We start from the raw sequence: 26,994 nt of genomic DNA, 5'->3' as shown, positions 1-26,994 counted from the left end.
AGCTCGGTCGCCTCATTATTCAATCGATAACAACCGAATCTCTTTGTCGGTTAACGCTTTATTAAATACAGCAAGTCCACCCAGTAATCCGGCATAGAAATTGCCCATCTTCCCGGAACGATTCACAGCGCCTACGGTGAAGTCAGCACCCGTAATTCCTCCATTGAACAGACCTTTGTCATATAGGTAAGGGTTGTAGGTTTCCCTCTCGTCCAGCACGCCGTCCACATACACCTTGGCATAGGTGCCGTCATACGTGAACGAAAGCGCGTACCACTTATCCTTAGCCAGAGGTGTTGCTCCAATCGCCGTTGTCATACACCACGAGTGTCCCTGTGTCGGACCGCCTTCAACAGAGACATGGCCTCCCACCTGATCTCCACTTTCCCAAATCCTCAGATTAAGAAACATGGCATATTGACGCTTCTTCTCTGTTTCATTCCACATGCCGGCTATCGCTTCGCACTGCCCGTTTACTCTGTTTTCTCGTTTTAGCCATGCGATGATGGTCAGCTTTGCATCCAGTCCGTGGAAATCTAATGCTGGGCAATCTTTACGAGGCAAGTTGAACCATTGGCCGTATTCAAATTTTGCCGCGCAAGTCCCTAAGACGCCATCTTCAACCCTTCTTATCGGTCCGGACATTTCATCCAAAACATAAGGAAAAGGCCCTTTTGCCACTCGTGACTGGCCTTCAGCTTCTTGAAAGTCCCAGAAGGATACGAGAGAATCCTGCTGAAGAATCAATGCAGATTTACTTATCATTCGCTCCGCCTCCGATTACAACATTTATTTATGCTATAGGGATGAAAGAGATCTACCGTCGATGGCAGATCTCTTTTGTTCTACAGAAAATGATAACTGGAAGTGTCCTTACCTTTTAAATTATAGCGTTGGTAGTGTTGGTAATGCGCTTTATATAGATTCCCATTCTTGCTAGGCGTATACGTCAAATACAACTGTTTGCGGCTTACGTCGGACAAGTTAACCCCACTTTGATGAGGTGTAAACGAATGGAAGATGATCACATCACCTGGATTTGTTTCTACGATAACACCTTGTTTAGGATCAATCTCTGCAATTTCTTCCGCATTCATGTTACGCAGCTCACCTGGCGTGGAACGCAATCTTTCATGATAGCCTGGGAACAATTCCAACCCGCCGTTTGCCGTTGTCGCTCCATCAATTGCTACCATCACCGAGATCAGACCTTCAATAGGGAAGCCCTGCCACCAAGAAGCATCCTGATGCATAGAGTAGCCATTCGCGCCTGGGAGCTTAAAAATGAGTTTATCCTTGAAAAGAAGCGGTTCATCCAAATAAATATCACGAAGCGGTGATAAAATGCGCTCATCCTCCACTAAATCAGCAAATACCGCGGAGATATCATGAACTGGGTCCAGACGTTCGATCGCAACTCGGCCATCCGCGTAGATTTTATGACCGGCACGAATGTTAAACTTATCGGTATAATCGCTTAATGTAAGCAATTGATCGCATTCCGTTTGGATGACTTTCGCTTCATGTTCTGAAAATACACCCCGCAGTACTAAGTACCCCTGCTCGTTATACGTTTGAATCTTCTCTTCTGTTAAAATACTCAAAGATTTCTTTCTCATGGAATTCTCCACCTCTCATTTGTTTTTTTGCGTCTCACACTGTGTGATTGACTTTCTTATAACCTTATATTACAGCCTTGTATTCCCTTAATCCATGCATTAGGTTATACTAATTCATATACTTTTTTGCATGAAACGGGAGAGTGAGTCATGATTGGAAAGCTCCAAATTAGACGGTATTATTTTGGTAAACAAAGAGAGCAATTTTCTCTATCCGAGGACACTTATGAAGGCTGGGGGATGCTCGCTGCCCAATCGGGTCGATTCTCCTTCACTTTAGAGGGCGATGAACAAGGTGAGCAGATTGCCGACTTCGGGGAACTTGTTTTTTGCCAGCCCGGCCAAACGCTCAGACGTCTTGCTCTTGAACCGATCTCTTTTCATTTCGCCGAATTCACGTTAGACAGCAGTTGGACGCTGCCAGGTAAAATCCGCATCAAGGATGTCGGTAGGCTCAGCTCCACTTTTGAATATATGCAAGAATGGCAGGAAGCGGAGGATCATGGCAATCATCAGTGGGAGGTCGTTCATCATCTCATTGAAGACCTGCTTTTCATGGCAAATCGGGAGCAGCTCACAGCGCAGCGTAAGCAATCCGGAACGTCTGATCCCTTGATGAATCAAGCGGCTGCTTATATTGAAATGCGGGCTTTTGAACATGAATTGTCCTTGCAGGCCTTAGCTGTCACACTTGGTATTGGCGCATCTCAGCTTACTCGGCGTTTTCAAGCTGCGTATGGGATGTCACCTATTCGGTATGCAACAAAGGTTCGACTATCCCGAGCACGCTTGCTGCTGGCCGAAACGCCAGACACACTTGATGCCATTGCTGAGCAGTGCGGCTTTCAGAATGCCTTCTACTTCAGCCGTGTCTTCTCACAGCACATGCAAATAAGCCCTTCCGCTTATCGAAGGACATTCCGTGTATGAAAAAAGCCGTTGATCCTTAATTCGAACGGACCAGCGGCCGGATTAATCACTATGACTTAGACGATTGAATAGTTAACCCAATCCCCTTGAACCCCACCCATTTTCTCAAAAAAGTGTTGAGCTCGTTTATTATCAGGAGCCGTTACCCAAGACATATATGCATATCCTTGATCCTTTGAGTAACCTTGACATTCTAAAAACAATTCTGTTTCCACTTCTGTACCTCTAAATGGCTCAATGACATAAAGGTCGTTCATGATGGTAATTTTTTCCGCTTTCATCGTACTAAATGCGAAGTATAAGGTAGCAAAGCCGACAAGCTTTCCATCTTGTTCTGCGACAAACTGTATACCTACTTGTTTCTCTAAAAGGGTTTGAATCAACTTATGTATTTTTCCATCGGCTGGCCTAGGTTTCTGATAAAAGCCTACAATGTATTCATACATTAATTCGGTCAAACTGTATTCATCATCAGGTTCTGCGTCTCTCACGATAAGTGGCATTCATAATTCCCTCCATTTCAATATTGCATAATTATACATAAATATGCATGTATATTCAATATTATTTTGCAGGTTATTCAAAAATAAAAAAGAGAAGCCGCCACGAAAGCGAGCTCCTCCATCCAATTAATACTACAGTTGGATTTGTTGCTATGTTATTTACAATTTCTTTGTACGTTCCCCCATAAGTCATACCGAAGGTATACGAACCAGGCAATAACTCCTTGCTGATTTCTCCGCCAGTTGTGTTGCCAAATGTCAGCCAGCCTCCCGCATAGTATTTCACGCTGCCGCTGTCCATCAGATTTCCTTGGCTGTCTTTTAACTGTACCTTGAGCGGATTGCCATTACTGTCTTTTATCCATTTTTCATGATCCAATTTCCCGATCAACTAACTGTTCCAAACCCGTTTCTGCAGAACGGTATACAGCCTCAAGTGCAGCTATGACGCCTCGCGCATACTCTGGAGAGCAGCTTGTTTCCGAGTGGTCCCGTATGGCCGTGAGCAAATCGGAATATTGCAGTTCGAAGGGAGCAGACGTGTTTGATGGTTCCAGCTTCTCATACTCACCGCCTCGACTTATCCATAAGCTTTCACCGGTTACTAGTTTCAGCATACCACCCGTAAACATAATCTCCGTTTCATTGCGTGATGCCCCTAGATAACCCGATTGAACAATCGTCGCAGGAATCCCTGAAGTAAGTTCCAGATAAATCATACCGCTGCCTTCTACATTGCCCCTGCTTCCATGATAACTCACAGATGACCTTAATTTGCGGACCGTACGATCTGTCAGCCACTGAATTTTATCAATAGAGTGCGTACCCAAATTGGCCAGAATGCCACCGCCTGATTTCTCTTTTTCGAGAAACCATTGTGGACGCGAGTCTTGGAAGTAATTCGTATGTCTGACATCATGAATCATGACGAGTTTTCCTAATTCTTCACTTTGGATGATCCTTTTGGCTTGTATATTTTCAGCAATGTAGTGCTGCGTATGTCCGACCAAGATGCGAATATCCGCTTTACGACCAGCTTGGATGATCTCATCGCATTCTGCTACGGACAAAGCCATAGGTTTCTCCAACATCAAATGACATCCATGTTCCGCCGCAAACACAGCTGTCTCTTTATGCAAATAGTGAGGCAATGCGATGACCACCACGTCCGGTCTTTCCTGTTTGATCATTTCCCGGTAATCGTTATAAGCCATTATGTCATAAAGCCGGGCGATTTCATTCGCTTTATCGAGATTGATATCTACAACCGCGCAAGCTGCAAATCCTGTCGTTGCTCGGATAGCATTAAAATGTTCTTTGGCTATAATACCCGCACCAAGCACCGCTACTCTTAATTCTGCTTTTTGCATAGCCGTTTCATCCTTTCCCGATTCTACAGATATACCTCTAAACCGGATTCACGACTTTCATTGGCGGCTTCCAAGAATCGCATGATCTGCAGCGTCTCTTCCATATCGATATCAGGTGTTCCTGTTACAAACATGCTCATAATTTTCTCCATTAAGCTGGCATAATACGGTTTCGGATGTCGATACACATCGATAAACTGCGTTTTGGTTTCCCTATGCAGCAATGCGCCGAATTCTGAGTTACCTTTGCGATTACCGCGAATTGTACCGATGATACCATTTTCCCAGACGCCGGTAATGAGATCATGCTCCTCAGTTGTAACTGCCGAAACCTTCACACAACCTTTGCCCAGCGTTTTAAAAAGCATCTCAGCCGTATGTACGCCATACCAGTACAGCCCCGGCTGCGTGGGTTGCATAGCAAGCGGACCATAACAATCCATACCGATAATGCTGCCGTTTTCAGATTCCTGCAGCGCCTCCGTCATTGCTTCGGCATAACGAAGCGAAGAACAGCTCATCATCGGTATGCCATGCAGCTGTGCTAGTTCCACGATTGCCTTCGCATCGGCAGAAGAAAGAGCCATTGGCTTATCAATGAAAACCGGTTTGCGATAAGCAGCGACGCGGCGAAACAGCTCGAGATGAACCCGTCCATCGACCGACACCATCAGAATAGCATCGCAAGCATCAGCCACTTCCTCCGGTGACTCGACGATTTTCACACCATACTTGTCGCGAACCTGCTCCGTAAACCCTTCCACTCGCGAATAACTCATCTCGAAGTCGGGTGAACCTCCTGGAAAAGCAACCGTTACTTCCGCGCCAGGCACATGATAAGCATGGTTCTTATCATTTAGCAATTGCGTAAAAACAGGAGCATGCGATGAATCGAGACCTATAATACCAATTCGAATCGGTTTCTCAGACATCTTCAATAAATCCTCCCATCCACAATCATTCTGCTAACCATTCGGATAAATGCCTCTTCACAAATTCATCGTCGTTCAAATTCGGATAATCCCGATAAACACGGTTAATTTCCTCCATTTGTCCGTTAGACAGCTCTTCTTCGGGATTCAAACACCAACGCCCTTCCAGAAGACCTTGTCTCCTAAGCACTTCATGAATCCCGGCTATACAACCTGCAAATCCATTCGCTGTATCAAAAAATGCCGCATTGGAGTCCGTTACTTCAATATTTCGCGTCAACCAGTGGGAATTTAGACTTTCATCGTTTCGTACAAGTTTAATGGCATCCAAAAGTTCAACAGCCTTTTGCGTCCAAACAGACCAATGACCCAACAAACCGCCTACTATTTTTTTCTCAACCTTGTTTCCATTAACGACAAAATGGTAAGTGGTCAGTAGATCATTCACAATATTATCATCATTGCCTGTATACAAAGCGATTTCATCTCTCCGCTCGGAATTACATACGGCACGCACGACATCGATCGTTTGATAACGGTTAAACGGTGCCATTTTGATACCAGCCACGCCAGAGATGTTCGCAAACACTTTCCAGAAATCGTAGCTTAATACTCTTCCACCGACAGAAGGCTGCAGATAAAAGCCGAATACCGGAATGATTTCCGCGATTTTAGCAATTCGCTTCAGTAAGTCCTTCTCTGTCCAACTCTGAAGTCCTCCCATACTGACTAAACCGAGATCATATCCGAGACCCGCTGCTGTTTCCGCTTCGTAAACGGCTTGATCTGTTGGACCGCATATACCGGCTATTTGAAGGAAGGGCTTGGTTAGCTTTGCATTCTTTACTTCTTCGGATGCTAGTCTCAGCACCTTTTCGAAGAGATTATGCTCCTTGTCCCTGATCTCAAACTGTGTCGTATGCACAGCTACTGCGATGCCGCCCGCACCCGAAGACATGTAATAACGTGTCAGTGCTCTTTGCCTGCGTTCATTCAACTCTCTTGCAGCGTTTAAAGCTAGCGGATGTGCGGGAATGACCAATCCCTCATGCAGCGCCTTGTTTTTTTCCGCACAAAGTGGTTTTATAAGACTCATTTTTAATATTTCCCCTCCCTCTCTTGAAAATGGGTTGGTTTATTCCAAGTATGACCATCGGCCAAACACCACTCCGCGGTCCATTCAATCATTTGCTGCATGGAAACCTGAGGATAACCGAAAAGCTGGTGAGCTTTTGCGGAATTGCTCAATAAAGCAGTTGGTGATTCTTCTCCAACAAAGATAGGTTCCACACCAAATCTTTGGCCAAACATATTTGCCGCCCAACGCATCGATAAAGTTTCAGGACCGGATACATTCAAGAATGTAGGTGGGGAACTGGATATATTCAAGGAACGAATAGCCATTTCATTCGCATCACCCTGCCAAATACAGTTCGCATTTCCCATGGTGATGTTGATAGGTTTGCCAGCTTTAACCGATTTAGCTATTTCCAAAAGCACGCCATAGCGCAAATCCACCGCATAATTAAGTCTGAAAATGGTCAATGGCGTATTATACTTACGGGAAAAATGCTCAAAAATCCGCTCACGTCCCAAACAAGATTGGCCATATTCTCCGATCGGACCTGTCGCCGTATCTTCTGTAGCTCCTCCGTGAGCAACCGGTGTGAATGGGTACACATTCCCTGTAGAAAAAGCGACAATACGAGAGTTTTTATATTTTTCTGCAACACGTCCTGGGAGGTAAGCATTCATTGCCCATGTAAAATGCTCATTCCCCATTGTGCCAAATTTATTTCCCGCCATATAAATAACATTCTTCACATCAGGCAGCTGCTGAAGCTGTTGATCGTTCAATAAATCAACGGAAATTGTTTCAACACCGTCTGCTTCCAGCTCCTGCTTTAATCCTTCGGAAGAGAACCGCGAAGCGCCAATCACCTTTTTATTTACACCGGCTTCTTTAATTGCGTTCATGGCTAACCTAGCCAGACTAGGTCCCATCTTACCGCCAATACCAAGTAACAGAATATCTCCATCTAGTGCAGCAATATCATTGATTAAAGCGGACGAAGGCTGAGCTAGCTTTGTTTCTAATTCACGGATTGTTTTCATGTCGTTCTCCTCTCGATTTTCAAGTCTACATCCCTATTTTAAAGAGCCAATACATTAAAAGACAAGTCTTTTAAATGTCTATATATAAACAGAGGGATAGGACGAATCCCTTCCATCTCACCTTAGTTCTTCATGCTTTCATCCAGGAACGCAAACTCAAAAATTTGCCGTGGACGACCTTTCGGCATTTTCTCCATTCCGCTTGTCCGGACTAAACCTGTATCCGACCATTCCAACAGCAATCGATGGGTGCTTCTAACCGTAATATTGAGCAGCAAAGCTAATTCTTGAACGTTATACTCTTTTTTTCCAGTACGGGCATACGTTACAAGTAACCTGCTTAAGTAGGAAGAGGTCATATTGGCGTTCTCTGCTTTTTTAATAAAGTCAGGATTCACCAATTCCATATCTTTCACTTGGGCATCCACCATCTCCAAAGGTCCGAGTATGCCTCTGTCCTCTCTAACTATAAAGCATGAATTGCCGTTAGCCTCCTTTGATTTCCGCAAGGCTGATCTCGCATTCGAACCCGCTTCATTGGCCGTTCTGCCAAATCCAACACCGATACTTAACGTTAACTGATAGGATTTATAGATTTCTGATGCCAGAGGAACTCTTTTGTATCCAGCTGTTTCTTGTTCAAATATCCCCCTGGTTGTAAAAAATAAGTATTCATCTCCTCCTAGGTGCGTAAGATGTCCTCGTAAAGAATCCACATAATCCAGCAAAATTCGGTGAATATTGAGCTTCAGCTTTTGAATTTCATGCTCCGAGTTATGGCGATCGACGACTTTGCCAAAGCCATCCACATTGATCAATCCCACAACGATCTGGGATTCCTTACTTTTCCTCGCATCCGTCGATAGAAGCGCTCTTTCCAAAGCAACAACGATGTCCTGTGTGGTTGGGATTATCCATTCATTAGGTATTCCTAAATCATTTAATTCAGCTGATATGGAATGGATTCCAGTGAGCGCTCCTGACACCAAACCCTTGTTAAAACAATCTTTATGGAACTCCAACAATTGTTCTCTTGTCGGGTTGCTTGCCTCATCATAGCAAATGATTTTCAAATCTTGTTCATCGATTTCTTCCAAAAATCGTTTTACCATGACTGGAGTTACCGTATCTACACTTATTGCATGATCAACCATGCTCAAATTAGCATTTACTTTTGCAAGCTTTTTTTGGATGTTGTAAAAAGCCTTATATAATCCAGTTTCGTTATATCGGACGTAATGAACAGGTACAACCGACTTCACTTTCTCTAGAACTTTTCGGTAAGGGACAGGACCGCATAATAACAAGACTTCCACTTCATTCTTTATTTCATCTGATAAGTTTGGCGTTTCCAATTCATTCTTTGAATACCTGACAACGGGTTCGAAGGTGGGAAAGTTTTTGATGACTTTAACGATCCTTGACACCATATCCTTGGGTCCGACAATGCCAATCTTAACCCCAGCACTCGTACTGCTGTGACCTATTATTTTTCCAAAAGTATCGATGGGAGATCCCTCGCTTTATTTTCATTTATTTCAACATAGCTTGAAGTCAAACACCCGATTTTAACCCAAAACAACCTTGCGCGAAAGCTCTGTGCGCAAGGCCGAAGGATGATCTGAATCGGATTGCCAAAGCAAGAGCGGATCCACATCACAGTAATTATTCCGAATACTGCGCAAACTCAACTTAAATATAACGCAGATAGGCCTCTGCCTTCAAGCAAGGTAACGTTGCCGTATGAGATAGACAGATTACATGTCTTTCCCGAATACTTTCACTACATAGAAGCTGGGCAGCCCTTTGGATACATCGGTCACAACAATGCGTAAATACCTGATACCTGTTTCATGAAATTCATCCATGCCCATTTCTTGTCCCGTTTGTCTTTGAGAAGCCACTGCTTTCCAATGAATCCGGCAGGTCATTATTTCCAGCACTCCAACGCTCGCTCCACCGATCAGCAATGATATTGCTAGTTGCTTGACTAGCGTTGCATCCAGGAAGCTCTGAGCTGGCTTTCGCCGGTTTATTGATCGCAACATCTGTCCAGTGTTCCCAATATCTAGATGATGGCGGCGAAAAGAAGGCTATCTGATCTACCTCATATTCCGGCTTTCGATCAGGTGGTATTTGTGATTTTCCTGGTACAAATGGCTTAGAGATGGGCTTCGAAATGATTTCTACGGTCGCCGATTTCAACCATGCGATGAACCTTTGTTTCAAGTTCATGGAAGATACCCAATTCATCTATTGTATTCATGCCATACTCCTCTCAACTTACCTGTCTATAAGCTAATTTTAAAGAGCAGCTTAATTAAAGACAAGTCTTTAAAAAGTCCTTATATATGGCGAGGAAACATACGAATCCATGACAAATAAGCGCGAAAACCGCGCTTACAACGAGAGCTCCGTGAGTCGAAGCTCTCCGACAGAATCTGAGAAGCCCAAAATCGACTTCTCAGCAGACCATCCCGCGCGTCCATGAAGATTAAGCTCGGAAAACGAGCATAATCTGGAGCGCACAAATAAAAAAAGGGGTAAGCTTTGCTTACCCCAAACCCAAAAACAAATTAATTCTTATGAAGAAGAATTCCCGCTCCAATGGAATTTGAAAGCAGGACTTTCATCATTAATTGCCGTAAACCGTCATGATAAACTCAACATGACGGCTCGTAACCTTTACACTTGTTTGTTTTTATATTGCGTAGGCGTAAATCCTGTGTGACTTTTGAACAATTTGCAGAAATAACGGTAGTCGGAGATGCCAACAGCCCCGGATACCTCGTAGATTTTCATCGTCGTCCGTTCCAACAATTCGCTCGCCTTTTCCATACGCACTCGGTTCAAATAATCCGAGAAGTTCTCGCCGACCTCCTGCTTGAACATCTGACCTGCGTAAGACGGGTGCATTTGAACAAGCTTAGCAAGCTCAGTGACCTGCACATCCTCCTTGTAATGCTCGCGGATATAGCGAATCATCAGTTGAACTTCCTTACGCATCGAAGCTGACGGATGAATGCGATTGTTCATCCATTCGTTTACGGCGCGAATCATTTTTTCCCACCATACACAGTAATCCGTCCACGTTTCCAGTCGATCGATTCCACTTAATCGCTCCACAACCGAAGCTGGAAGCTTTACGAATCCGGGGTGAAATATTTGTCGCGTCATGCGCAGCAGATCCACTGGATGAATCGGGGGATTATAAAGCTTGGTAATGACAGACACGCTTTCCTGGAACGCTTCGGCATCCTCCCGAAGCATCGCTTTTACCACAGCAGCAATCCACTCCCTGATTTGCTCCTCATCGAATCGCCGGAATGTCGACGCATGTTTGCCTACAACAGCCGAATCCGGCTTATAGAAGTAAGCAGCTAGCCCATCAAGCCCTTCACGTAACCCGTCGGCAATCTGCTTTATCGTCAAAGGTTGCTTGCCCAATTCCCGTACCGGGCCGACATGAATAAAGCTCTTAACCGGGGCGAAATCTCTTAAAGCCTCAAGTAGCGCCAAAGCTAGCTGGTTCATCTTGAAGCTTTCAAGAAGCTGTCTGGATCCGACCAGTAGGCACAACCGGCTTTGCCGTATCGGCAGCATCACCATGCGGTTACCTTCACCGAGCATGCGCTGGTCCAGTCTCTCCTCCAATACTTCGCCTACTTGTCTTTGGAGCTGAACAAGCTCCTCCTCCGTTAGCTCAGCTTGCTCGGATCCTGCAGGGATACTCCAGCCTATGGTTAATCCCGCCAAATAACTGGCTTGGACCACCCCTTCGAACCAATCTTCAGGAATCGTTCGGGCATGGATACTTCCATCATCGTCCACCAACCGCTCCGTCCACTGGCGCTTCTTGGTCCATTCCTTTTCCCATTCCAACTTACGGCGCATTTCCAGCTTTTGATCCACATCCATCTCCTGCTCAATCTCTTCAGCCACCTTGCGGCAAGCGTCGAGAATTTGCTCGGGCGTCTGCGCCAGCTTGATCAAATAGTTATCCACACCCAACTCGATCGCTTGGCGCGCGTATTCGAACTCGCCATAAGCCGTCAGAATCACAATCCGGATTCGCGGCCACCTCTTGCGTACATATGCGGCTAGTTCCAATCCGCTCATGTTTGGCATCGTTATATCCGTAAGCAGCAGATGCGGCATATCTCGTTCTATCATTCGGATCGCTTCTTCGGCTCCCGATGCGGCTCCCATAAACGTAAACCCTGCATCCGACCAAGGAATCCGTTCGGAAAAGCGTTCACGTACCCATTGTTCGTCATCCACCATCAGCAGCTTCAGCATGGCACTTTCCCCTTCCGCAACATTTATTTCTCTCGAAGTTCTCCTATCGGGAGACGAATCGTCACTATTAGCCCCTCATCCGGCTCATTATGAAAATGCAGACCATACTTATAACCGAATGTCATGCTAAGCCGTTCTTGCACATTGCGCAGCCCCAGATTGTTCAAACCTTTATAAGGATTAGGCGTCCCCGTCTCTTCCGTCAGCAAGGCAAGCTTCTCAGGAGTAATCCCTGGTCCTGTATCCGAAACCTCAAGCAGTACGCTATCGGTCTCCGTATTTTTCCCCGAGACAATGATATGATTAACCTCTTTTTTAGTGAGCCCATAGAAAATACTATTCTCCACCAATGTAATCAACGTTAGCTTCGGGATTGCCGTGTTAAAGTAGATCTCCGGGACGGCAATGTCCATCTCGAATACATCCCCGTACCTGAGGTTCATAATCTGAACATAGTTTTCCAATTGTCGAAGTTCTTCCTCAACCGTCACAATGTCTCCAACCTTGTCCGTTGAATATTGCAGCAGCCCCATCAGCAAGCGAATCATCTCACACATTTCATCCGTTTGTCCGGTTTCCCCCAAGCAGTAGATAGCATTAAGTGTATTATTAAGAAAATGGGGGTGAATCTGCGATTGCAGCACCTTCAGCTCATGATGCCGCTTCTTCTCCTCCGCTACCCGCAAATCATCAAACAAGGACTTAATATTGCCCATCATGCTGTTGAAACCGTCAGCAATATGAGTAAACTCATCGTTGCGTTTCAGTTTGATCCGAGCTTCCAATTCGCCGCGCGCTGCTGCCTTAAATTGCCGTGTTATGGCTGTCACGGGCTTCCGGATGTAGTTCGTAATCCACACGGAAACGATCACTGCCAGAATAATGGCGATTAGCAGCACCAGCACCAGCTGTTTCTTGAGAGAGTCCAGCAAAGGAAACGCCTGCGATTCCTCGATGACGGAGAAAACAAACCAGTCCCAGCGATTTTGATTACTGCTAAGCACCGTATAGTTTCCAAAAGAGGTGTGAACGGTGTTGTAAGCCGTCCCGCTCGTCTGGGTTAATGCTTGCAAAGCATCCTTCATTTCCAAATGATCCCGATACGTATTCGGATATGCGAGATATGTGTTCGTTGACAAATAATCTCCTTGGCCCGTAAACAGATAAATTCGCCGCTGCTCGCCTTGAATGATCTGCGGACCGGTTAACGCATTCAAATTCAAATCCAGCGCGACGACGCGGTTACCGTCGATTTGTTTAGAAACCGTAATAACGGAACGCTCGTTGATTGAATGGGGGGGACTCCACCAGAAGCCCGTTTTGCTTGTCTGAGTTTTAATTTCCTCGATTCGCTCGGGCGTGATATAAAATCGATATCCGTAGGGAGAGCTAATCTTCACTTTGTCATATTCGATTAGATAAATACTATGAATTTGTTCTTGATGGTAAGTCATGATATTATCGATCAGTTCCATATAGTCGGTTTCGTCCATTTTATTGTATAGAACCGGATTGGAGAGAAAGATCAGTTGACTTTGTATGGAATTCATTAATGTTTTGATATAGTTTTCCACCTGCACGACGGAGCCTTGCAGTACTTCTTCGTTGTTTTGCCTGATCGGCTCGAACAGCCGCTGGTATCCAAAAATACCGATCACCAGAAAAAGTACGATTACGGACAAAAAAGTAAGGATAAACAGCTTGGTGCTGACGCTGGAAGTGAAGCTTTTTCCTGTTATCCGACGTATCATACAAGTTCACTCCCCTATCCTATGCGGATACAGCAAAGCCCCCGATGCTCGAGGGCTTGTGACTTTCAAATAGTATAGCATGGTCAATACTTCTTTGTAGCATAATTTTCATATTGACTCATTTGCGCTCACCATTACCCCTTGACGGAACCTAGCAATGCACCTTTGACAAAATATTTTTGCAGGAACGGATAGATAATCAGGAGTGGTAATGTCGCTACAACAACGACGGCCATCTTGATCGTTTCCGGAGGCAATGCGTCGAGAACCAATGAATTAATCGACAGCTCAGAGCTCACATTCGGTGCTTGAATCATGCTTCTTAGCACGACCTGCATGGGCATAAGCGTTTTGTCGGAAATATAAAAGATACCTTTGAAATATTCGTTCCAATGCGTAACTCCGTAGAACAAACCAATCGTAGCCATAATGGGCGCCGATAATGGAAGGACAATGCGAAATAGTGTCTGTATGTCTCCGCAACCGTCCACCTTGGCTGCCTCCTCTACTTCCGCCGGGAGGTTTTCAAAGTACGTTTTGACAATCAATAAGTTAAAGGTGGATACCATTCCGGGAATAACAAGCGCCCAGACCGAATCATACAATCCGAGACTGCGAACCATAATGTAAAGTGGAATAATACCGCCGCTAAAAATCATCGTGAATACGAGCGCCATCAGGATAAAATTACGGCCTGGAACAGACTTCTTGGATAGCGGGTACGCCAGCAGCGTTGTGACCACCAGATTCAAAGTCGTGCCTACTACCGTAATGAATACGGTAATTTTCAACGCCTGGGGAATACGCGCGCTCCCGAATATTTCTTTATAAGCTTGAAAGGTAAAATGCTCGGGCCAAATAACGAAACCGCCATTCTTCATGACTTCTATATAAGGAGTCAGCGAAACGATAACGACATAGTACAGCGGAAACAACGTGACGAGGGCAAACAGGGTTAGAACGGTATTTATTGCCGCATCAGCAACCTTATCCCCTTTTGACTTTTGGAGTACGAATGACATCGTAACACCCCTCCTTTTCCAAAATGCAATCTACCATATGCCGGAGCCACCGACTTTCTTGGCCAGTCTGTTTGCGCCTACAACTAAAACGAGCCCTACCAAGGATTTGAAAACACCCATAGCTGCTGCAACGCCAAACTCCAGACGCTCGAAGCCATATCGGTAAACCCATGTATCCACAATATCCCCGACATCATACACCCGGGCATTCAAGAAGATGAAAACTTGATCGAAGCCTGCATCCAGTATGCCGCCGATTCTAATAATCAGCAGAAGCACAAATACATCACGGATACCAGGCAACGAAATATGCCAGAGCTGACGCCAACGTCCTGCACCATCCACGACGGCAGCTTCATAAAGTTCCTGGTTGATGGATGACAAAGCCGCCAAATAAATGATGGCTCCGAATCCGGTATTTTTCCAAATTTCTGTAAGTACCAGCATAGGTCTAAAGAAATCCTGATTCGTCAATAAATCAATTTGTCCCCAACCCATATCGCGTACAAAAGTACTAATTAATCCGGAGCCCGGAGCTAGGAAAGAAAAAGCTAATCCATACACGATGACCCAGGATAGAAAATAAGGTCCATAAGTTATGGTTTGAACAGCTCGTTTGAACCAAAGCACCCTTACTTCATTCAACATGAGTGCAAGGATAACATCAGGCACCATGTTACCTACAATTTTGTAAATACTGATTAACAGCGTGTTTCTCATGATTTGCAAAAATTCAGGATTATCGAAAATGACTCGAAAATTATCAAAACCGACCCAAGGACTTCCCCAAATGCCCTTCATCAAGTTGTAGTTCTGAAAAGCTATCAAGGTTCCTGCCATTGGAGCAAAATGAAACAGAATATAATAGACCAGTCCAGGTATCATCATGAGGTAGAACCATCTGCTGTGGTAAATGCTTCGTAGTGTACCTTGCCTCACCGGGCGTGTTGCAGTAGGTTTCTCTTTCATTGCAGTTGTGGTTTCCGCCATCGCCATATCCTCCTAGCCGTATCTCTGTTGGAAGGCAGAAGGAAACCCATGAACAACCCAGGGTTCCCCTCGATGCCTTGACACGTTTATTTAAATTCGTTAAGTTTCTTATCTTTCAGAACGGAGTTCAATTGTTTGGTATACTCGGTGAAGATTTCTCTTCCTTTGAATTTGGTCATCAGTTCTTCACGGTATTGCGGCCAATTTTTACCGCTCTTGTCTTCAAGAACTGCTTTGGCATGGAATTTGCTCATTTCTTTGCGGAAATCCCCGATGTTGATACCTGCAGGAGGAACTAAACTTACTGGAGGCAATGCGTTATGTTTCGGGAAGCCTTCTATCGTTTTCAGAATCGCACGGTCATGCTCGGATACGCGGGAATCAATCAGTTCAAGTCCAAGTACATTAGGTTCTTCCGGTGTAAATGCAGCGTACACATTCAGCCAGTTGCCTGCTTTGGCGATATCCGCTTCGAATGCAGCAACGTTTAAAGTTATCTTGTTGCCAGATTTCGTGTAGTGCTTACCTTCTTGACCGTAGTGGCTCAGCAAGAAGCCTTCTTCACTTGCAAGCCAGTTGACGATTTCCAAGGAACGCTTCACTTTGTCCGGACTCTTATCGGCTGTAGATTTACTTATCAATAACGTGTCTGTAGGAACGTTGTATTTCCACATGATCGGTTTGTTAAGCGGGTAAATAGGCTGCCAATTGGCTTTGGGATCAAGAGCTTTCGTACGGTTTTGTACGCTTGTAGCAACACTATCCAGCGCCACTGTTTTGTCGCCAGGTGTGAAGAACATGCCGACTCTGCCTTGAGAAGCTTTATCAAAATGAGCTGGAGGTTTGTTCAGGAACCAGTCCGGATCTACGATTCCAGCTTTGTTCCATTCCACCACTTGATCGATAACACCTTGTACCTTAAGATCCGTACGATTGTCTACATAGCTATTGTCAACGATCATGAAGTCAGCTACAAAACCGTTGTTCAACCATTGCGGGAAGTCGAAAGGAAGATTTTGCCCGCTGCCTGCTGCAGTAAAGCCGTAAGTATCCTGCTTGCCATTGCCATCCGGATCAGCTTTCGTGAACTGGGTTAATACATTGGTCAGTTCCTCGTAATTTTTGGGAGACTTCAACCCCAGCTTATCGAGCCAGTCTTGGCGAATATACCAGGATGCGTAGGTGTTACGTGAGAAAGGCACCATACCGCGAGTGAACTCACCCTGTTTGAGTTGATAAGCATCTACTTCTTCTTTCGTTACCCACTTGAAATAATTAGGCATCGTTTCTTTCGTAATGAATGTGCCCAGGTTTGCGGTAATTCCATCATTAATGTACTTCTGGGACTCGGCGCCACCAGCGATGAACAGATCAGGAGCGCTTCCGCCCGCAAGTGTAGCATTCAACTTGTCATGATATTCTTTGCCTGTCACCATATAATCGATTTTCAAATCAACGTTAAATTTCTCTTCAATCGCTTTTTTGACGAAATCTTTGTCTGCAGAAGGCAATGTTACATTTCCCATAAGTCCACTCATGACGGACCAGTTAAGCGACAGCTTGGCCGGTTTAGCGTTACCTGTTTCCTTAGGAGTTTCTGTTGTTGCTTTGTTGTCAGAGCATGCTGTAAGCGCAAACATTGTAGCAAGTCCTAGCACTACCAGTTTTTTCATTTGATTAACACCCTCCTGTTTATTTACTGTCTGTAAACATTTACCCCCTGTAAAAGCTAAATGATGACGTTTACTTGACTTCATTATAGGTCCGCCCAACTAGCGAAACTAGCAGACTATTTCAAGAAATAGTGGTCATAATACAGAAATGACTCTTTAATTTATACAAAAAAAATGCAGCCCTATAGACCGCATTCTGATAAACGTTCCTGATAAAATTGTAATACGCTTTGTCATTTTTTGCCATCATTCAATTTTCTCGACATAAATTTACTCCTCAATAGAACGATTACAAATAAAATTGGAATGTACACATAAATAAAATAAAAGCCTATGTTGGAGACAACCATAGACAAGATGCTAATGCTAGATCGATCTTTAAAGAACAGTATCTGCATGGTCAAGAATCCAGCTAGAAAAATTAGTGAACTTGTTCGGTGCTTGATATTTACAGCGATTTTCAACCCCCTGCAGGCGCTCCAAAGAAAAATGGAGACAGTGGCTATTATTTTAAGAAACCAGATTGAGATCACGATGTACTCTAGTCGTTGTATAAGTGGTATTTCGATAGTCTTAAGCATGGTTAACGTTGGCCAAATGATATGCTTCATCTGTCCTTGACTGAAAAACATAAAAGCAAGGAGTGTGAGAACTAAGTAGATAGAGGTCGAGCATAAAACAGCCAACTGTGCCCATTTGTATGACTTTTTTGGTGTGTGAACCAACGGATAAATGAGTAATATGACTTCAAAACCGGAATATTGAAACACCATGGTTTTTATAGTAAGCCATATGTTTTCGATTGAACCCACATCGATGGGGAGCAAGTTCAGAGGATGTAAGTACTTTAAAACAAAAAATAAAAGGGGAACAACAATGATGTAAGGAAGTATGATACCCCAAAAGCTCAAGCCGGTAACCGTACGAAAACCGCCCGATATCGTATAATAAATAACGACAAGAAAAACGATACTAACCGGATACATGCTCATGGAGGGAAAAAGCCACACTTGAACAATTTCAACAAAAACTCTAAAAACACTAAATGCTACCATAAAAAAATATAACACAAACGCCCCATTGATTAGATTTCCGGCAATACGACCAAAGCAGGCTTTATTCAGTGAAATGAGATCCGAATTTACTGGGTCTGTGGATAGCATACGATAAATGATCCATACAAGGATATGAATGATGATCCCGGCCAAAAGAACTGAAATCCACGAACTATAACCTCCTTGATCAGTGAGGTCTCTTTGAAAATTCATGATGCCAACACCAATCATACTGCTTTGGAGAAGAAAAAAAACGAGATAGGGAGATATTGTATGGGATTCCTTTTCCAATCTACTCGCCAACTCCCGTCTGGATAATGTGAACTTTCACTTTTACGTTCGTCTTTAATTGCTCATACGTTGCATAAAATTCCTTCTCCTCCCAATTCAATGATTGACTTCTAACCAAATCACCGAATCCAACAGGATCTACCTTGTTTTTTTTACATAAAGAAATGAAGCTTTGAATTTCTTTTTCAAAATAGCTCCCGACTGTTTGTTCAAGTCCTCTTAATTGCTCCTCTTTCGCCAAATCAATTTGATTAGGGACATCTTTGACTTGGAGCTTTAAATTAACCTTGATTGAAATCATGGGCTTCGGCATAACCTGATCGACGGTAAACTTCACGTTAGAACCGATACTATGCAGTAAAATAAAATCATCTCTATTGGATTTGGAGCCATTCAACGGATACATGTAGCTACCATTCTTTGAATTATCAACTAACATTTTCAAAATAAAGGCTTCTTTCATGCTAATCATGGTTTTGAACTTATCGGATGAAAACAAGACTATACCGTCAATTTTTACATTTCCTCGTTCAAGGATGATATATGGTAGGAAGGGATCACGTCCTTCACCATAATGATCAAATAAGAACTCTTGCAAGTTCGTCATGGGTATATTTCCATTGATGATGTTCTGATTAATCATACCAGAGATATAGAACGGATCCTTGTATTTCGTTGAGGTCGTTAATATTTCTGAAGCGTCCCTTTCTGAAACCCCAAGTTGTATGCGTGTACCTATTTTGGCATCTCGACATAAGCTGTGTATGACGGCATCAATTCCTTTTTGTGAATACGTTTTTCCAAATAAGACCATCCTCAGTTGGCCATATTCAATAGGATCATTTGTCTTGGTATTCAGTCTTGGAATGATGTCATAGTAAGAATTCGAGCTCGTGTCCAAAAACTCTAACTGAGCTTCATTTTTATTTTCAAAAATGGGATATAGAACAACACTCTTAACACCATGTTCCGTTAAATCGTAACCCATCGTTTGGACAATTTTAATTTCATCCACAAGCCTTTGATTCGAACAAGCGGATATCAAAGTCATGCATAAAAGGCTTAAACAGGCTTTTTGGAAATACATAATTTACCCCACAAATTGTCGACTCATTCTTCATCAAAATCTTTTTTCTTATTCGATTTAGGTTTATAGCGTAAAGACGATTTGGGTTTCAAATAACCAGGTCTTAAATTAGTTACCTCATAGGAAGGTCGAATAAAGCTGTCTTTGAGATCTTTCATTCTTAATGGATAGACAGGTACTGTGTAAGGGGTACCTAGCGATTTTAACCGTGTAATGTGAATGAGTAATAGGCAAATACCAATGACAATCCCCAAATTGCCCCAACAGGCAGCTAATAAGATAATAGGGAAACGTAAAAAGCGTATCGTGTTTGACATCTTATAAATGGGGGTCGTGAACGAGGCTAAAGCTGATAAAGCTACAATAATAAGCAAAATATTACTTGTTAATGCCGCTTCAACTGAAGCTTGCCCGATAACGATCCCTCCAACTATACCTAGCGTTTGACCAATCTTTGTTGGCAGCCTTGCTCCTGCTTCTCGAAGAAATTCAATCGTAGCCTCCAGAAAGAGTACTTCAAGTACCGGAGGAAAGGGAACATTTTGCCTAGAAAAAATCAAAGGTCCTAACATACCTATAGGAATCATTTCATAGTGAAAGGTTGTTAAAGCTACATAAATCGATGAAGCAAATATGGAGAAAATGACGCCAGAGATACGGAATAGCCGAAAAAAGGATCCCAACACCCATGGCAGATAATAATCTTCGGGAGATATGAAGAAATCAAACAATGTCGAAGGTCCCGTAATAAAATAAGGCGAGCCATCACTAACAATAGCAACTTGGCCGTTTATGAGGCCATACACAACACGATCCAGCCGTTCCGTTGATACAAAAAGTGGAAATGGTGTCCACGAATTATCCGAAATAATTTGTTCCAATTGAGAAGAATCAAAAATAACATCGAAATCAAAATCTTGTAAACGCTGCTCGACCATCTTCAGATTCTCTTCATTCGTTACGCCATCCAGATACACAATCGCAACTTTGGTATTTGAAACGGTGCCTAAGGTTAATTCCTTAACAATTAAATTTGGGATTTTGATTTGTGTTCGTAATAGATGAATATTAATATCTAACTTTTCTACAAATCCTACTTTAGGACCTACAACACTAAATTCATTTTCGGTTGTATTATGATCTCTTGAACCCTCACTGGATGAGAGCCTGATTAAAGCACACTTGAGATCATTCTCGTGTATTTGAACAATCGCATACCCTTTTAACAGACTGCTTTGAATGACTTTGATATCCTCGGTGATAATAATTTGGTCGATTGGAATCCATGCTGAAATCTCTTCAATCACTGTGATTTCAACCTCACAAGCACTAAGTTGCAAGGTGTGAATCAAATTATGCTGCAGTAAATGATCATCGATCAACGTCTTGTAATAGGAAATACTTAATTTTTGAAGCGGGAGTTCAATAAAACTCTTTATAAAATCACTGGATAGAGCTGCTACTTGCATTAATTGTTCAAAATTATTAAATTCAGTTTTTACTTTTTGCTCTAGTGCGGGTTTCTCTTTGTTCATCTTTTTGAGATCTTTCCACAGTAACTTCAGTGTTTTGTTCATGAAATAGAATCACCTCAATAAGAAACAACTAACATAATTTACCTTCATTTCACTTTATGTTTTGCAAAGATGTTGATTTTTATGCTTTTTTCTTAACCCTTAAATATAATAATCCCCATACCCGCTGGGTGCGCGAGTATGAGGATTATTTCTTACTTAGCAAATACCGTAACAAGAGAAAGTGCTTCCTTCAAATAGCCTGATAATGACATGGCTACAACCATCATCCCCATAAAAATGGGTGTGATTGTTCCTCCAACCCGTCCAATAAACTTGCTTTCTGAGCAGCCCCATTCCTGCCGTTTAAGGGGTTTGGTTCTTGCGAATCACGGGTTTATTTCACAGTGACGAGCGCTTCCGCTTGCTGGCCGAAGCGTCTTCCCTCCACAGTCAATTCTGCGGCTACCCTTGCGCGACGGACAGGAGGCCCGGACGGTGTAACACAGAATTCAATAAGCTCGCTTCCTTTTGCTTCTATCTGACGTGATGCTTGCTCCGGGTCAGCCCGCCAGCCTGGTGGCACAACCAACCGCACCTCAACCAGTGCTTCTCGTGCGAATGGATTCTTCACATCAACCTGCATCGTAAATTTCTCATCAACATGAGTTTGCGTCTGGTAAGGCGAAATTCGCAATCCAATCCCCTCTGCACCAAAGTCAACTTCATCTAACGGTAGCAGCTCTCTGTGAAGTCTTTCCAAAGCGTTTCCACGTATTGCCAGTTCGGCGAAGTAACCTGGCTGCACCCATAACGGGTCCCAGTGGCCGGTCAGGATAACGTCGGGATTCAAAGCTTCGTACAAAGCTGCGCTGTCCACATAATCTTGTATGCGAAAGCGATTTTGATACACGTAATTCCAGAGCAGTCCTTCTCCTCCCTGATATTGATCCCCAGAGACAAGCACGTGCTTACCATCGACCATAAGCGAGATAACCACCGCATATAACGTATGTCCGGGCAGCGGATGGAGTGTGAATTCGTACTCCTCCCATTGGATCGAGGCACCGATTGGCAGCTCACGGTCAACGGGGATTGGATCGAACCAAAGACAGGGCAAATCATAGTGAGAAGGATGGCGAAGAACGTCTGCGAACGTTTCAGAAGCCCAAACTTTCGTCCCTTCGTTGTCCCGCAGCAGGTTAATGCCGGCCACATGATCGTCATGGTAGTGGGTCGGCACGACGGCATCCACCTGCGTAATTCCGTACTGCTTCTTTAATGTCCCCAGTGTATACAGCCATGGTCTGCGAGAAGCGCGGTCCGATCCGACCGGAATACCCGTCAGGAAATCGTAGCCAAAATCGAAGAAGAGCGCCTTGCCGCTTTTCGATAGCAGCACATAATAATCCGACATACTCATTCGGCTGCGCAGCAGATGGGGTGTTACTTCCTCGAAAGGTTGTTCGCGCAATAGAAGCAGCCGCGGGTTTTGCTGACGGTATTGCATCAACTCCTGCAGCCGGGTGATTAGCTTGCCGATCGCCTCGGATGGCTGCTCCATTCGTTCACCATGCGACGGCAGCAGCCAATCCGGTGCACGATCCTGCAGATCGAGCAAAGAAGCAACGGTAGCTGGGAGCCCCTCCCCACCGTTGTAAGACCACTGCGTCGCCGCGAGCGACCACATCTTACCGGGACCGGCGATCAAATCGCCGGTGAAAGCGACCTGCCGCCCGTCAAACCAGGCAAGAAAGCTAACGGAACCGATTGTATGTCCCGGCGTCGGAACTACTTTGAATTCATATCCGGCAAACTCGCGCGATTCGTAATCTTTTAGCGTTCCGGCGATAGCTACTTGTTCGAGTAAGGAATAGCGATCTTGACGGACATTGTAGTTATTAACTACTTCCCTCGCCTGCCAGTGTGCATCCATGTTCGTAAACAGGTCTTGTTCGGTGTGCGGCACCCAAATGGGGATACCTGCTTCTGCCGCGCGTGCAAGTCCTTGCCCTTGATCTCGGTGATGGTGCGTCATCAAAACCGCGCAGACTTGTTCTACCCCAATCTCTGTGAGTCGATCAAGTACATCACCACTGCCGAAATCGATTAGGACAGCCTTTGTTCCATTTTTCACTACGTACACATGACATGTGTCCTGATATAGAAATAAATTCTTTGAAAGTTCGATCATGGATATGTTTACCCCGTCTCTTACTGTTATGATTGCAAACTTAGCCACATGTCGTATTCTAGGAGCATCGGACGAAAGCGCGAGAAGCCATTCTCGAACAAGGACCGATATTGGGCGTTTCTCAAAGGATCAGGCACGTAATCTTGTGACTCTTGTGCTGGTAAAGCATGTATAGCTTCCTCGAAAGAAGCGTACACACCAGAACCGACACCCGCCATTAAAGCAGCGCCAAGCAGTGTTGCTTCCGGCAAATTCGGATGCTGCAGCTCGATGCCGGAAACGTCTGCTTTTATTTGCAGCCAGTGTTTATTCTTGGCGCCCCCACCTACAACAATCAGTTTGTTGATGGGCTCTCCCCCTACTTTTTCGGCTTCCTGCCGCAGCCATTCCATCTGGTAAGCGTTTCCTTCCAATATGGCCTTGAACATATCGCCTCGACTATGACGCGTAGTAAGTCCAATCCAGCCAGCCTTAGCCAAGGCATTCGGAGAAGGCGCGCCGCAACCAGACAGATAGGGGTAGTACAGAATACCCGTTGGAGCAGGGGCAACCTGGTCCAACATGCCCAGAATTTCGGAATATGATAAATCTCCTTTATCCAAAAGATCCCGCAGCCATTCGATGGAGCCACCGGAAGCCGAGTGACCGCCCATCCAAAACATGTGATCCGGCAAAGGATGGCGTCCAAAGGCAAGTCCAGAACGATAATCGGCTTCCCCGAGCTCCCTTATGCCGAAGTGCCCCACTAGCGTCTCCGCAGTGCCCATGGAATTATAGACATGTCCAACCTCTGGTTGACCAATCGTCAGAGAAGCACATACATGATCATGCCCGGCAAGACAAACGGATGTTTCAGGTCTTAAACCAAGTCTCCGACTAACTTCAGGCAGTACGGTTCCTATGGAAGTCCCCGTTGCAACTACAGTTGGAAAATGACTTTCATCAAGTCCAAAATGCTGGATTAACGGCAGATTCCACGTCCGCTTATCCATCCGATACACGAATGTTCGGGCAGCAAGTGTTTCCTCCTCCGCAAACCTTCCTGTAAGTAAATAAGCAACAAAGGAGGAAACGGATAGCCAAACACCGCCTTCAAGCGCCTCGGGCTGTGTTTCCTGTATCCAGAGCAGCTTCGACAGCCCTTGTTTAAAAGACGTGTGAAGTCCGCTTTGGCAAAACTGCTCGTAAGCATCAATTTCACTTTTTATCCGTGCCTCATAGGGTAATGCACACGTCTCAAACCATGGAATAATCATCGTCTTGGCTGCACCGGTTTGGCGATCAACCAGCAGCCCGCTTTCAGCCATACTGGTTATGCCCATGGAATGAATAGAAAGAATGCCCGCTTCAGTTACCACTTCCTTGATAAGTTCGACAACGGTGTTCCACAGATACTGTGGATCATAGTAAACATACCCCTGTGCATGCTGGTGCTTCCGATTAGCCCTAATTGCTGTAGCCAGCAGGTTTCCATTTTCGTCAGCTACTCCTGCTTTCATGTTCGTTGTACCTATATCCAAAGCTAAAAACAAAGTAGCCACCTCATCCTGAGAAAGTTCCCGCAGTCACAATGCGATGGTAGGAGCCGCGTCCCAGCGTACCTTCCCTCATGACCCACGGAGCATCGAAAAAGAGCCGCTGCTCTTCCAATTCCTCCAACTGGTTAACGCTTCCAGAAAGATAGTCTTGAATTCGCTGTTGTGCCGTCTCCAGTCGGGATAGTACGCCTCCGTATCTGATATCAATAACTTCCCAACCGAATGGTGTGTTCTCGGCTAGCCATATGGTGCGATGGCATTTCCGCAGATGATCTACAGCACCCCGTAGAGAGCTGATTTCCGATACGATATGCCTCAATTGATCCAAATCATTTGCGTCATAAGCGCTTTTTAACCGTATCCCCATATCGCATTTCACACGCAGCACGCCAGCCAGCTGTTCATAAAACACGAAAAGTCGGCCCCAATCCCCGTTCCTTCCTATAGCAGCCGACATCTTCAACGACAAATCAGCATAATGCCCGCTTAACGGCAGTCCTTGCACGTTAGAATCATACAAGCCGATCAACACGTCCTGCCACAACAAAAATTTCGAAGGATTAGATTCCTGCATGTTATTTTTGGATATACCTGGCGTTTCATCAAAGGCGTTGAGGGCTAAAAAGTCGTCCCAATTGCCTCCGGTACAGAAAGCAAAGCGTTCAGCCAGCTTCGCCTCCTCCACCTTCTCCGAATACCCATGCTCCGCAAAAAGCTGCATGCCAGCCAAACCGGTAAACACACTCGTCTCCGCGCCATTGTCCCCCCACATGGTAGCAAAGACGTCTCGAACTCCTTCTGATTTACAGGCATTCAATGCGGCTAAAGTGGTAGCCATGGTCTTGCCGTAATTGGGCGCAACACTGCCCCATGTCCAAATCCCACCAGCAAATACAGGGCCAGCGCCAAAAGCTCTATGTTTCTCTATAAACGTACGATAAAAAGCTTCGTCATCATGGTAATAATCCCAATAGACGTACTGCACATTCGTAGGCATATCGGCTATTACATCCGCTGGAATCTGCCCGTTTAAATCGTAATAATTGCCTGTTTTTGAGCCTAGGCGGAAATACATGTCACTCCAAATCATCGGTGAAAGTCCGAACTCACCACAGATATCGACAACTTGCTTCAAGTGTTCATTCATGATATCAAAGCGTTTGCGGTAGCCGTTCTGCTCCAGATAGCGTCCAAGACCCAGCTGATGGGCTTCATCCATCCCAATATGAATATTCTTACTGCGAAACGGAGCCGCCGCCGCCTCAATCAAATGTCGAATAAACATGTATGTTTTCTCACTGCCAACTAACAAAATATCACTGGTATCGCGGATATCTCCGGCATAGTTCCATTTCAAGGCTTCCGTCAAATGGGCAAGGGTTTGAATGCATGGCACGATTTCAATGCCCAAGGAAAAAGCATAGTCGTCACAAGCCTTCAATTGCTGAGCCGAAAAGCGTCCCCGCATGTAGCCGAAATAAGGATACGGCTCAACGGCAAATGTATCTTCTGTATACAGCATAAGCCGGTTTAGCCCCATCAATGCCATTTTTCGCAGCATCGCTTCAACCGATCCTACCGTCAAGACCGAATTGCGTGATACGTCTACCATGACGCCATTGGTGTCAAACTGTACATGTTCCGTTAGATGGAAATGGGCCCTGCTCTTGTAATGCTGTATCCAAAGGCCAAATGCACGAAAAAAATGAATGGGCTCTTTATAACGAATCCAGCCTTTCCCGTCTTTAAAGCCTGCTTCCAATTGATTATCGTTTGATCGGACGACCTGAATCACTAAACCATCAGGACTGAGTGTGCATCCTAGCTCCTTACTTACAACACATAGTCCCGCTTCGAGTTCTTGCAAATCGCCTTCCAAATGAAGCCTCATATCTTCATCTCCTCACAAGTGCGTAGTATGGATTCACTGTTCGTTTCAATATCAAGCTGCAGCTGTAGTGGGTGCGTTCGGCGATAGGGCTGCTCCGTATCAAGCCAAATACGCAAACTTTCTGCATCCTTGTCGAGCAATTGCCCATTAAGAGTCCGCAGCTGCTGCAACGCTTGCTTGGCAAGAAGAGATCGGCCATCGCTCACATACTGAACCAACA

23 protein-coding genes are annotated in these 26,994 nt (G+C 44.7%); 1 reads left to right on the top strand and 22 read right to left on the bottom strand.

Annotated elements, in window-relative coordinates:
- Positions 1–15: 15 nt before the first annotated feature.
- On the bottom strand, positions 16–765 hold the full coding sequence (locus QFZ80_RS08940) for a LamG domain-containing protein (protein WP_307547306.1): 750 nt from the start codon (positions 763–765) through the stop codon (positions 16–18).
- Between the two features lie 80 nt (positions 766–845).
- Positions 846–1,619 carry a phytanoyl-CoA dioxygenase family protein gene (locus QFZ80_RS08935; protein WP_307558496.1) on the bottom strand — a complete coding sequence of 258 codons (774 nt, stop codon included), beginning with the start codon at positions 1,617–1,619 and terminating at the stop codon, positions 846–848.
- A gap of 150 nt (positions 1,620–1,769) precedes the next feature.
- On the opposite strand from QFZ80_RS08935, the gene QFZ80_RS08930 reads away from it, so the two are divergent.
- Complete coding sequence (locus QFZ80_RS08930) at positions 1,770–2,549, top strand: helix-turn-helix domain-containing protein (RefSeq protein ID WP_307558494.1); 780 nt, start codon at positions 1,770–1,772, stop codon at positions 2,547–2,549.
- Between the two features lie 56 nt (positions 2,550–2,605).
- Here the strand turns inward: QFZ80_RS08930 and QFZ80_RS08925 are convergent, their stop codons facing one another.
- The 20 genes from QFZ80_RS08925 to QFZ80_RS08830 all read right to left on the bottom strand — a co-directional run bounded on the left by QFZ80_RS08925 (position 2,606) and on the right by QFZ80_RS08830 (position 26,992).
- Positions 2,606–3,052 (bottom strand): GNAT family N-acetyltransferase, encoded by a 447-nt coding sequence (locus QFZ80_RS08925; protein WP_307558493.1) that lies wholly within the window; start codon positions 3,050–3,052, stop codon positions 2,606–2,608.
- 73 nt (positions 3,053–3,125) lie between these two features.
- Entirely contained in the window at positions 3,126–3,443 is a 318-nt protein-coding gene (locus QFZ80_RS08920; protein WP_307547314.1) for a hypothetical protein, read from the bottom strand.
- Positions 3,421–4,422, bottom strand: coding sequence for a Gfo/Idh/MocA family protein (locus QFZ80_RS08915; protein WP_307558491.1), 1,002 nt, complete (start codon positions 4,420–4,422; stop codon positions 3,421–3,423). Before QFZ80_RS08915 ends, QFZ80_RS08920 begins: the two co-directional genes overlap by 23 nt.
- A gap of 23 nt (positions 4,423–4,445) precedes the next feature.
- Positions 4,446–5,354, bottom strand: a complete 909-nt coding sequence (locus QFZ80_RS08910; protein ID WP_307558489.1) for a Gfo/Idh/MocA family protein — start codon at positions 5,352–5,354, stop codon at positions 4,446–4,448.
- Between the two features lie 25 nt (positions 5,355–5,379).
- Complete coding sequence (locus QFZ80_RS08905; protein ID WP_307558487.1) at positions 5,380–6,450, bottom strand: dihydrodipicolinate synthase family protein; 1,071 nt, start codon at positions 6,448–6,450, stop codon at positions 5,380–5,382.
- 2 nt (positions 6,451–6,452) lie between these two features.
- Positions 6,453–7,469, bottom strand: a complete 1,017-nt coding sequence (locus QFZ80_RS08900) for an NAD-dependent epimerase/dehydratase family protein (RefSeq protein ID WP_307558484.1) — start codon at positions 7,467–7,469, stop codon at positions 6,453–6,455.
- Between the two features lie 122 nt (positions 7,470–7,591).
- On the bottom strand, positions 7,592–8,899 hold the full coding sequence (locus QFZ80_RS08895) for a GTP cyclohydrolase IIa (RefSeq protein WP_307558482.1): 1,308 nt from the start codon (positions 8,897–8,899) through the stop codon (positions 7,592–7,594).
- Positions 8,900–9,226: 327 nt separating this feature from the next.
- A complete protein-coding gene (locus QFZ80_RS08890) occupies positions 9,227–9,517 on the bottom strand; it encodes a hypothetical protein (protein ID WP_307558480.1) in 291 nt (96 codons plus the stop codon).
- Between the two features lie 637 nt (positions 9,518–10,154).
- Positions 10,155–11,768, bottom strand: coding sequence for a response regulator transcription factor (locus tag QFZ80_RS08885; RefSeq protein ID WP_307558478.1), 1,614 nt, complete (start codon positions 11,766–11,768; stop codon positions 10,155–10,157).
- A 23-nt stretch (positions 11,769–11,791) separates the two neighbouring features.
- Positions 11,792–13,519, bottom strand: coding sequence for a cache domain-containing sensor histidine kinase (locus QFZ80_RS08880; protein ID WP_307558476.1), 1,728 nt, complete (start codon positions 13,517–13,519; stop codon positions 11,792–11,794).
- Between the two features lie 134 nt (positions 13,520–13,653).
- The gene (locus QFZ80_RS08875) at positions 13,654–14,541 is read right to left on the bottom strand and encodes a carbohydrate ABC transporter permease (protein WP_307547332.1); all 888 of its coding nucleotides are present in this window, start codon (positions 14,539–14,541) and stop codon (positions 13,654–13,656) included.
- A 30-nt stretch (positions 14,542–14,571) separates the two neighbouring features.
- Positions 14,572–15,531: an ABC transporter permease gene (locus QFZ80_RS08870; protein ID WP_307558474.1), complete on the bottom strand. Its 960-nt coding sequence runs from the start codon at positions 15,529–15,531 to the stop codon at positions 14,572–14,574.
- An 86-nt stretch (positions 15,532–15,617) separates the two neighbouring features.
- Positions 15,618–17,204: a type 2 periplasmic-binding domain-containing protein gene (locus QFZ80_RS08865; protein WP_307547336.1), complete on the bottom strand. Its 1,587-nt coding sequence runs from the start codon at positions 17,202–17,204 to the stop codon at positions 15,618–15,620.
- Between the two features lie 233 nt (positions 17,205–17,437).
- Positions 17,438–18,550 (bottom strand): GerAB/ArcD/ProY family transporter, encoded by a 1,113-nt coding sequence (locus tag QFZ80_RS08860; protein WP_307558473.1) that lies wholly within the window; start codon positions 18,548–18,550, stop codon positions 17,438–17,440.
- Between the two features lies 1 nt (position 18,551).
- Positions 18,552–19,637, bottom strand: coding sequence for a Ger(x)C family spore germination protein (locus tag QFZ80_RS08855; RefSeq protein ID WP_307558471.1), 1,086 nt, complete (start codon positions 19,635–19,637; stop codon positions 18,552–18,554).
- A gap of 23 nt (positions 19,638–19,660) precedes the next feature.
- Complete coding sequence (locus QFZ80_RS08850; RefSeq protein WP_307558469.1) at positions 19,661–21,172, bottom strand: spore germination protein; 1,512 nt, start codon at positions 21,170–21,172, stop codon at positions 19,661–19,663.
- A gap of 376 nt (positions 21,173–21,548) precedes the next feature.
- Positions 21,549–23,345 (bottom strand): MBL fold metallo-hydrolase, encoded by a 1,797-nt coding sequence (locus tag QFZ80_RS08845; RefSeq protein WP_307558468.1) that lies wholly within the window; start codon positions 23,343–23,345, stop codon positions 21,549–21,551.
- A gap of 26 nt (positions 23,346–23,371) precedes the next feature.
- Entirely contained in the window at positions 23,372–24,877 is a 1,506-nt protein-coding gene (locus QFZ80_RS08840) for an FGGY-family carbohydrate kinase (RefSeq protein ID WP_307558465.1), read from the bottom strand.
- A 10-nt stretch (positions 24,878–24,887) separates the two neighbouring features.
- Entirely contained in the window at positions 24,888–26,774 is a 1,887-nt protein-coding gene (locus QFZ80_RS08835) for a beta-N-acetylhexosaminidase (protein WP_307558463.1), read from the bottom strand.
- The gene (locus QFZ80_RS08830) at positions 26,771–26,992 is read right to left on the bottom strand and encodes a hypothetical protein (protein ID WP_307547349.1); all 222 of its coding nucleotides are present in this window, start codon (positions 26,990–26,992) and stop codon (positions 26,771–26,773) included. The genes QFZ80_RS08835 and QFZ80_RS08830 overlap by 4 nt, the downstream gene beginning before the upstream one ends.
- Positions 26,993–26,994 lie beyond the last annotated feature (2 nt).

This window comes from Paenibacillus sp. V4I7, from assembly GCF_030817275.1.
Classification (GTDB): Bacteria; Bacillota; Bacilli; order Paenibacillales; family NBRC-103111; genus Paenibacillus_E.
The sequence above is the reverse complement of the archived record's forward strand: the minus strand, read 5'-3'. Positions and strand labels throughout refer to the sequence as shown.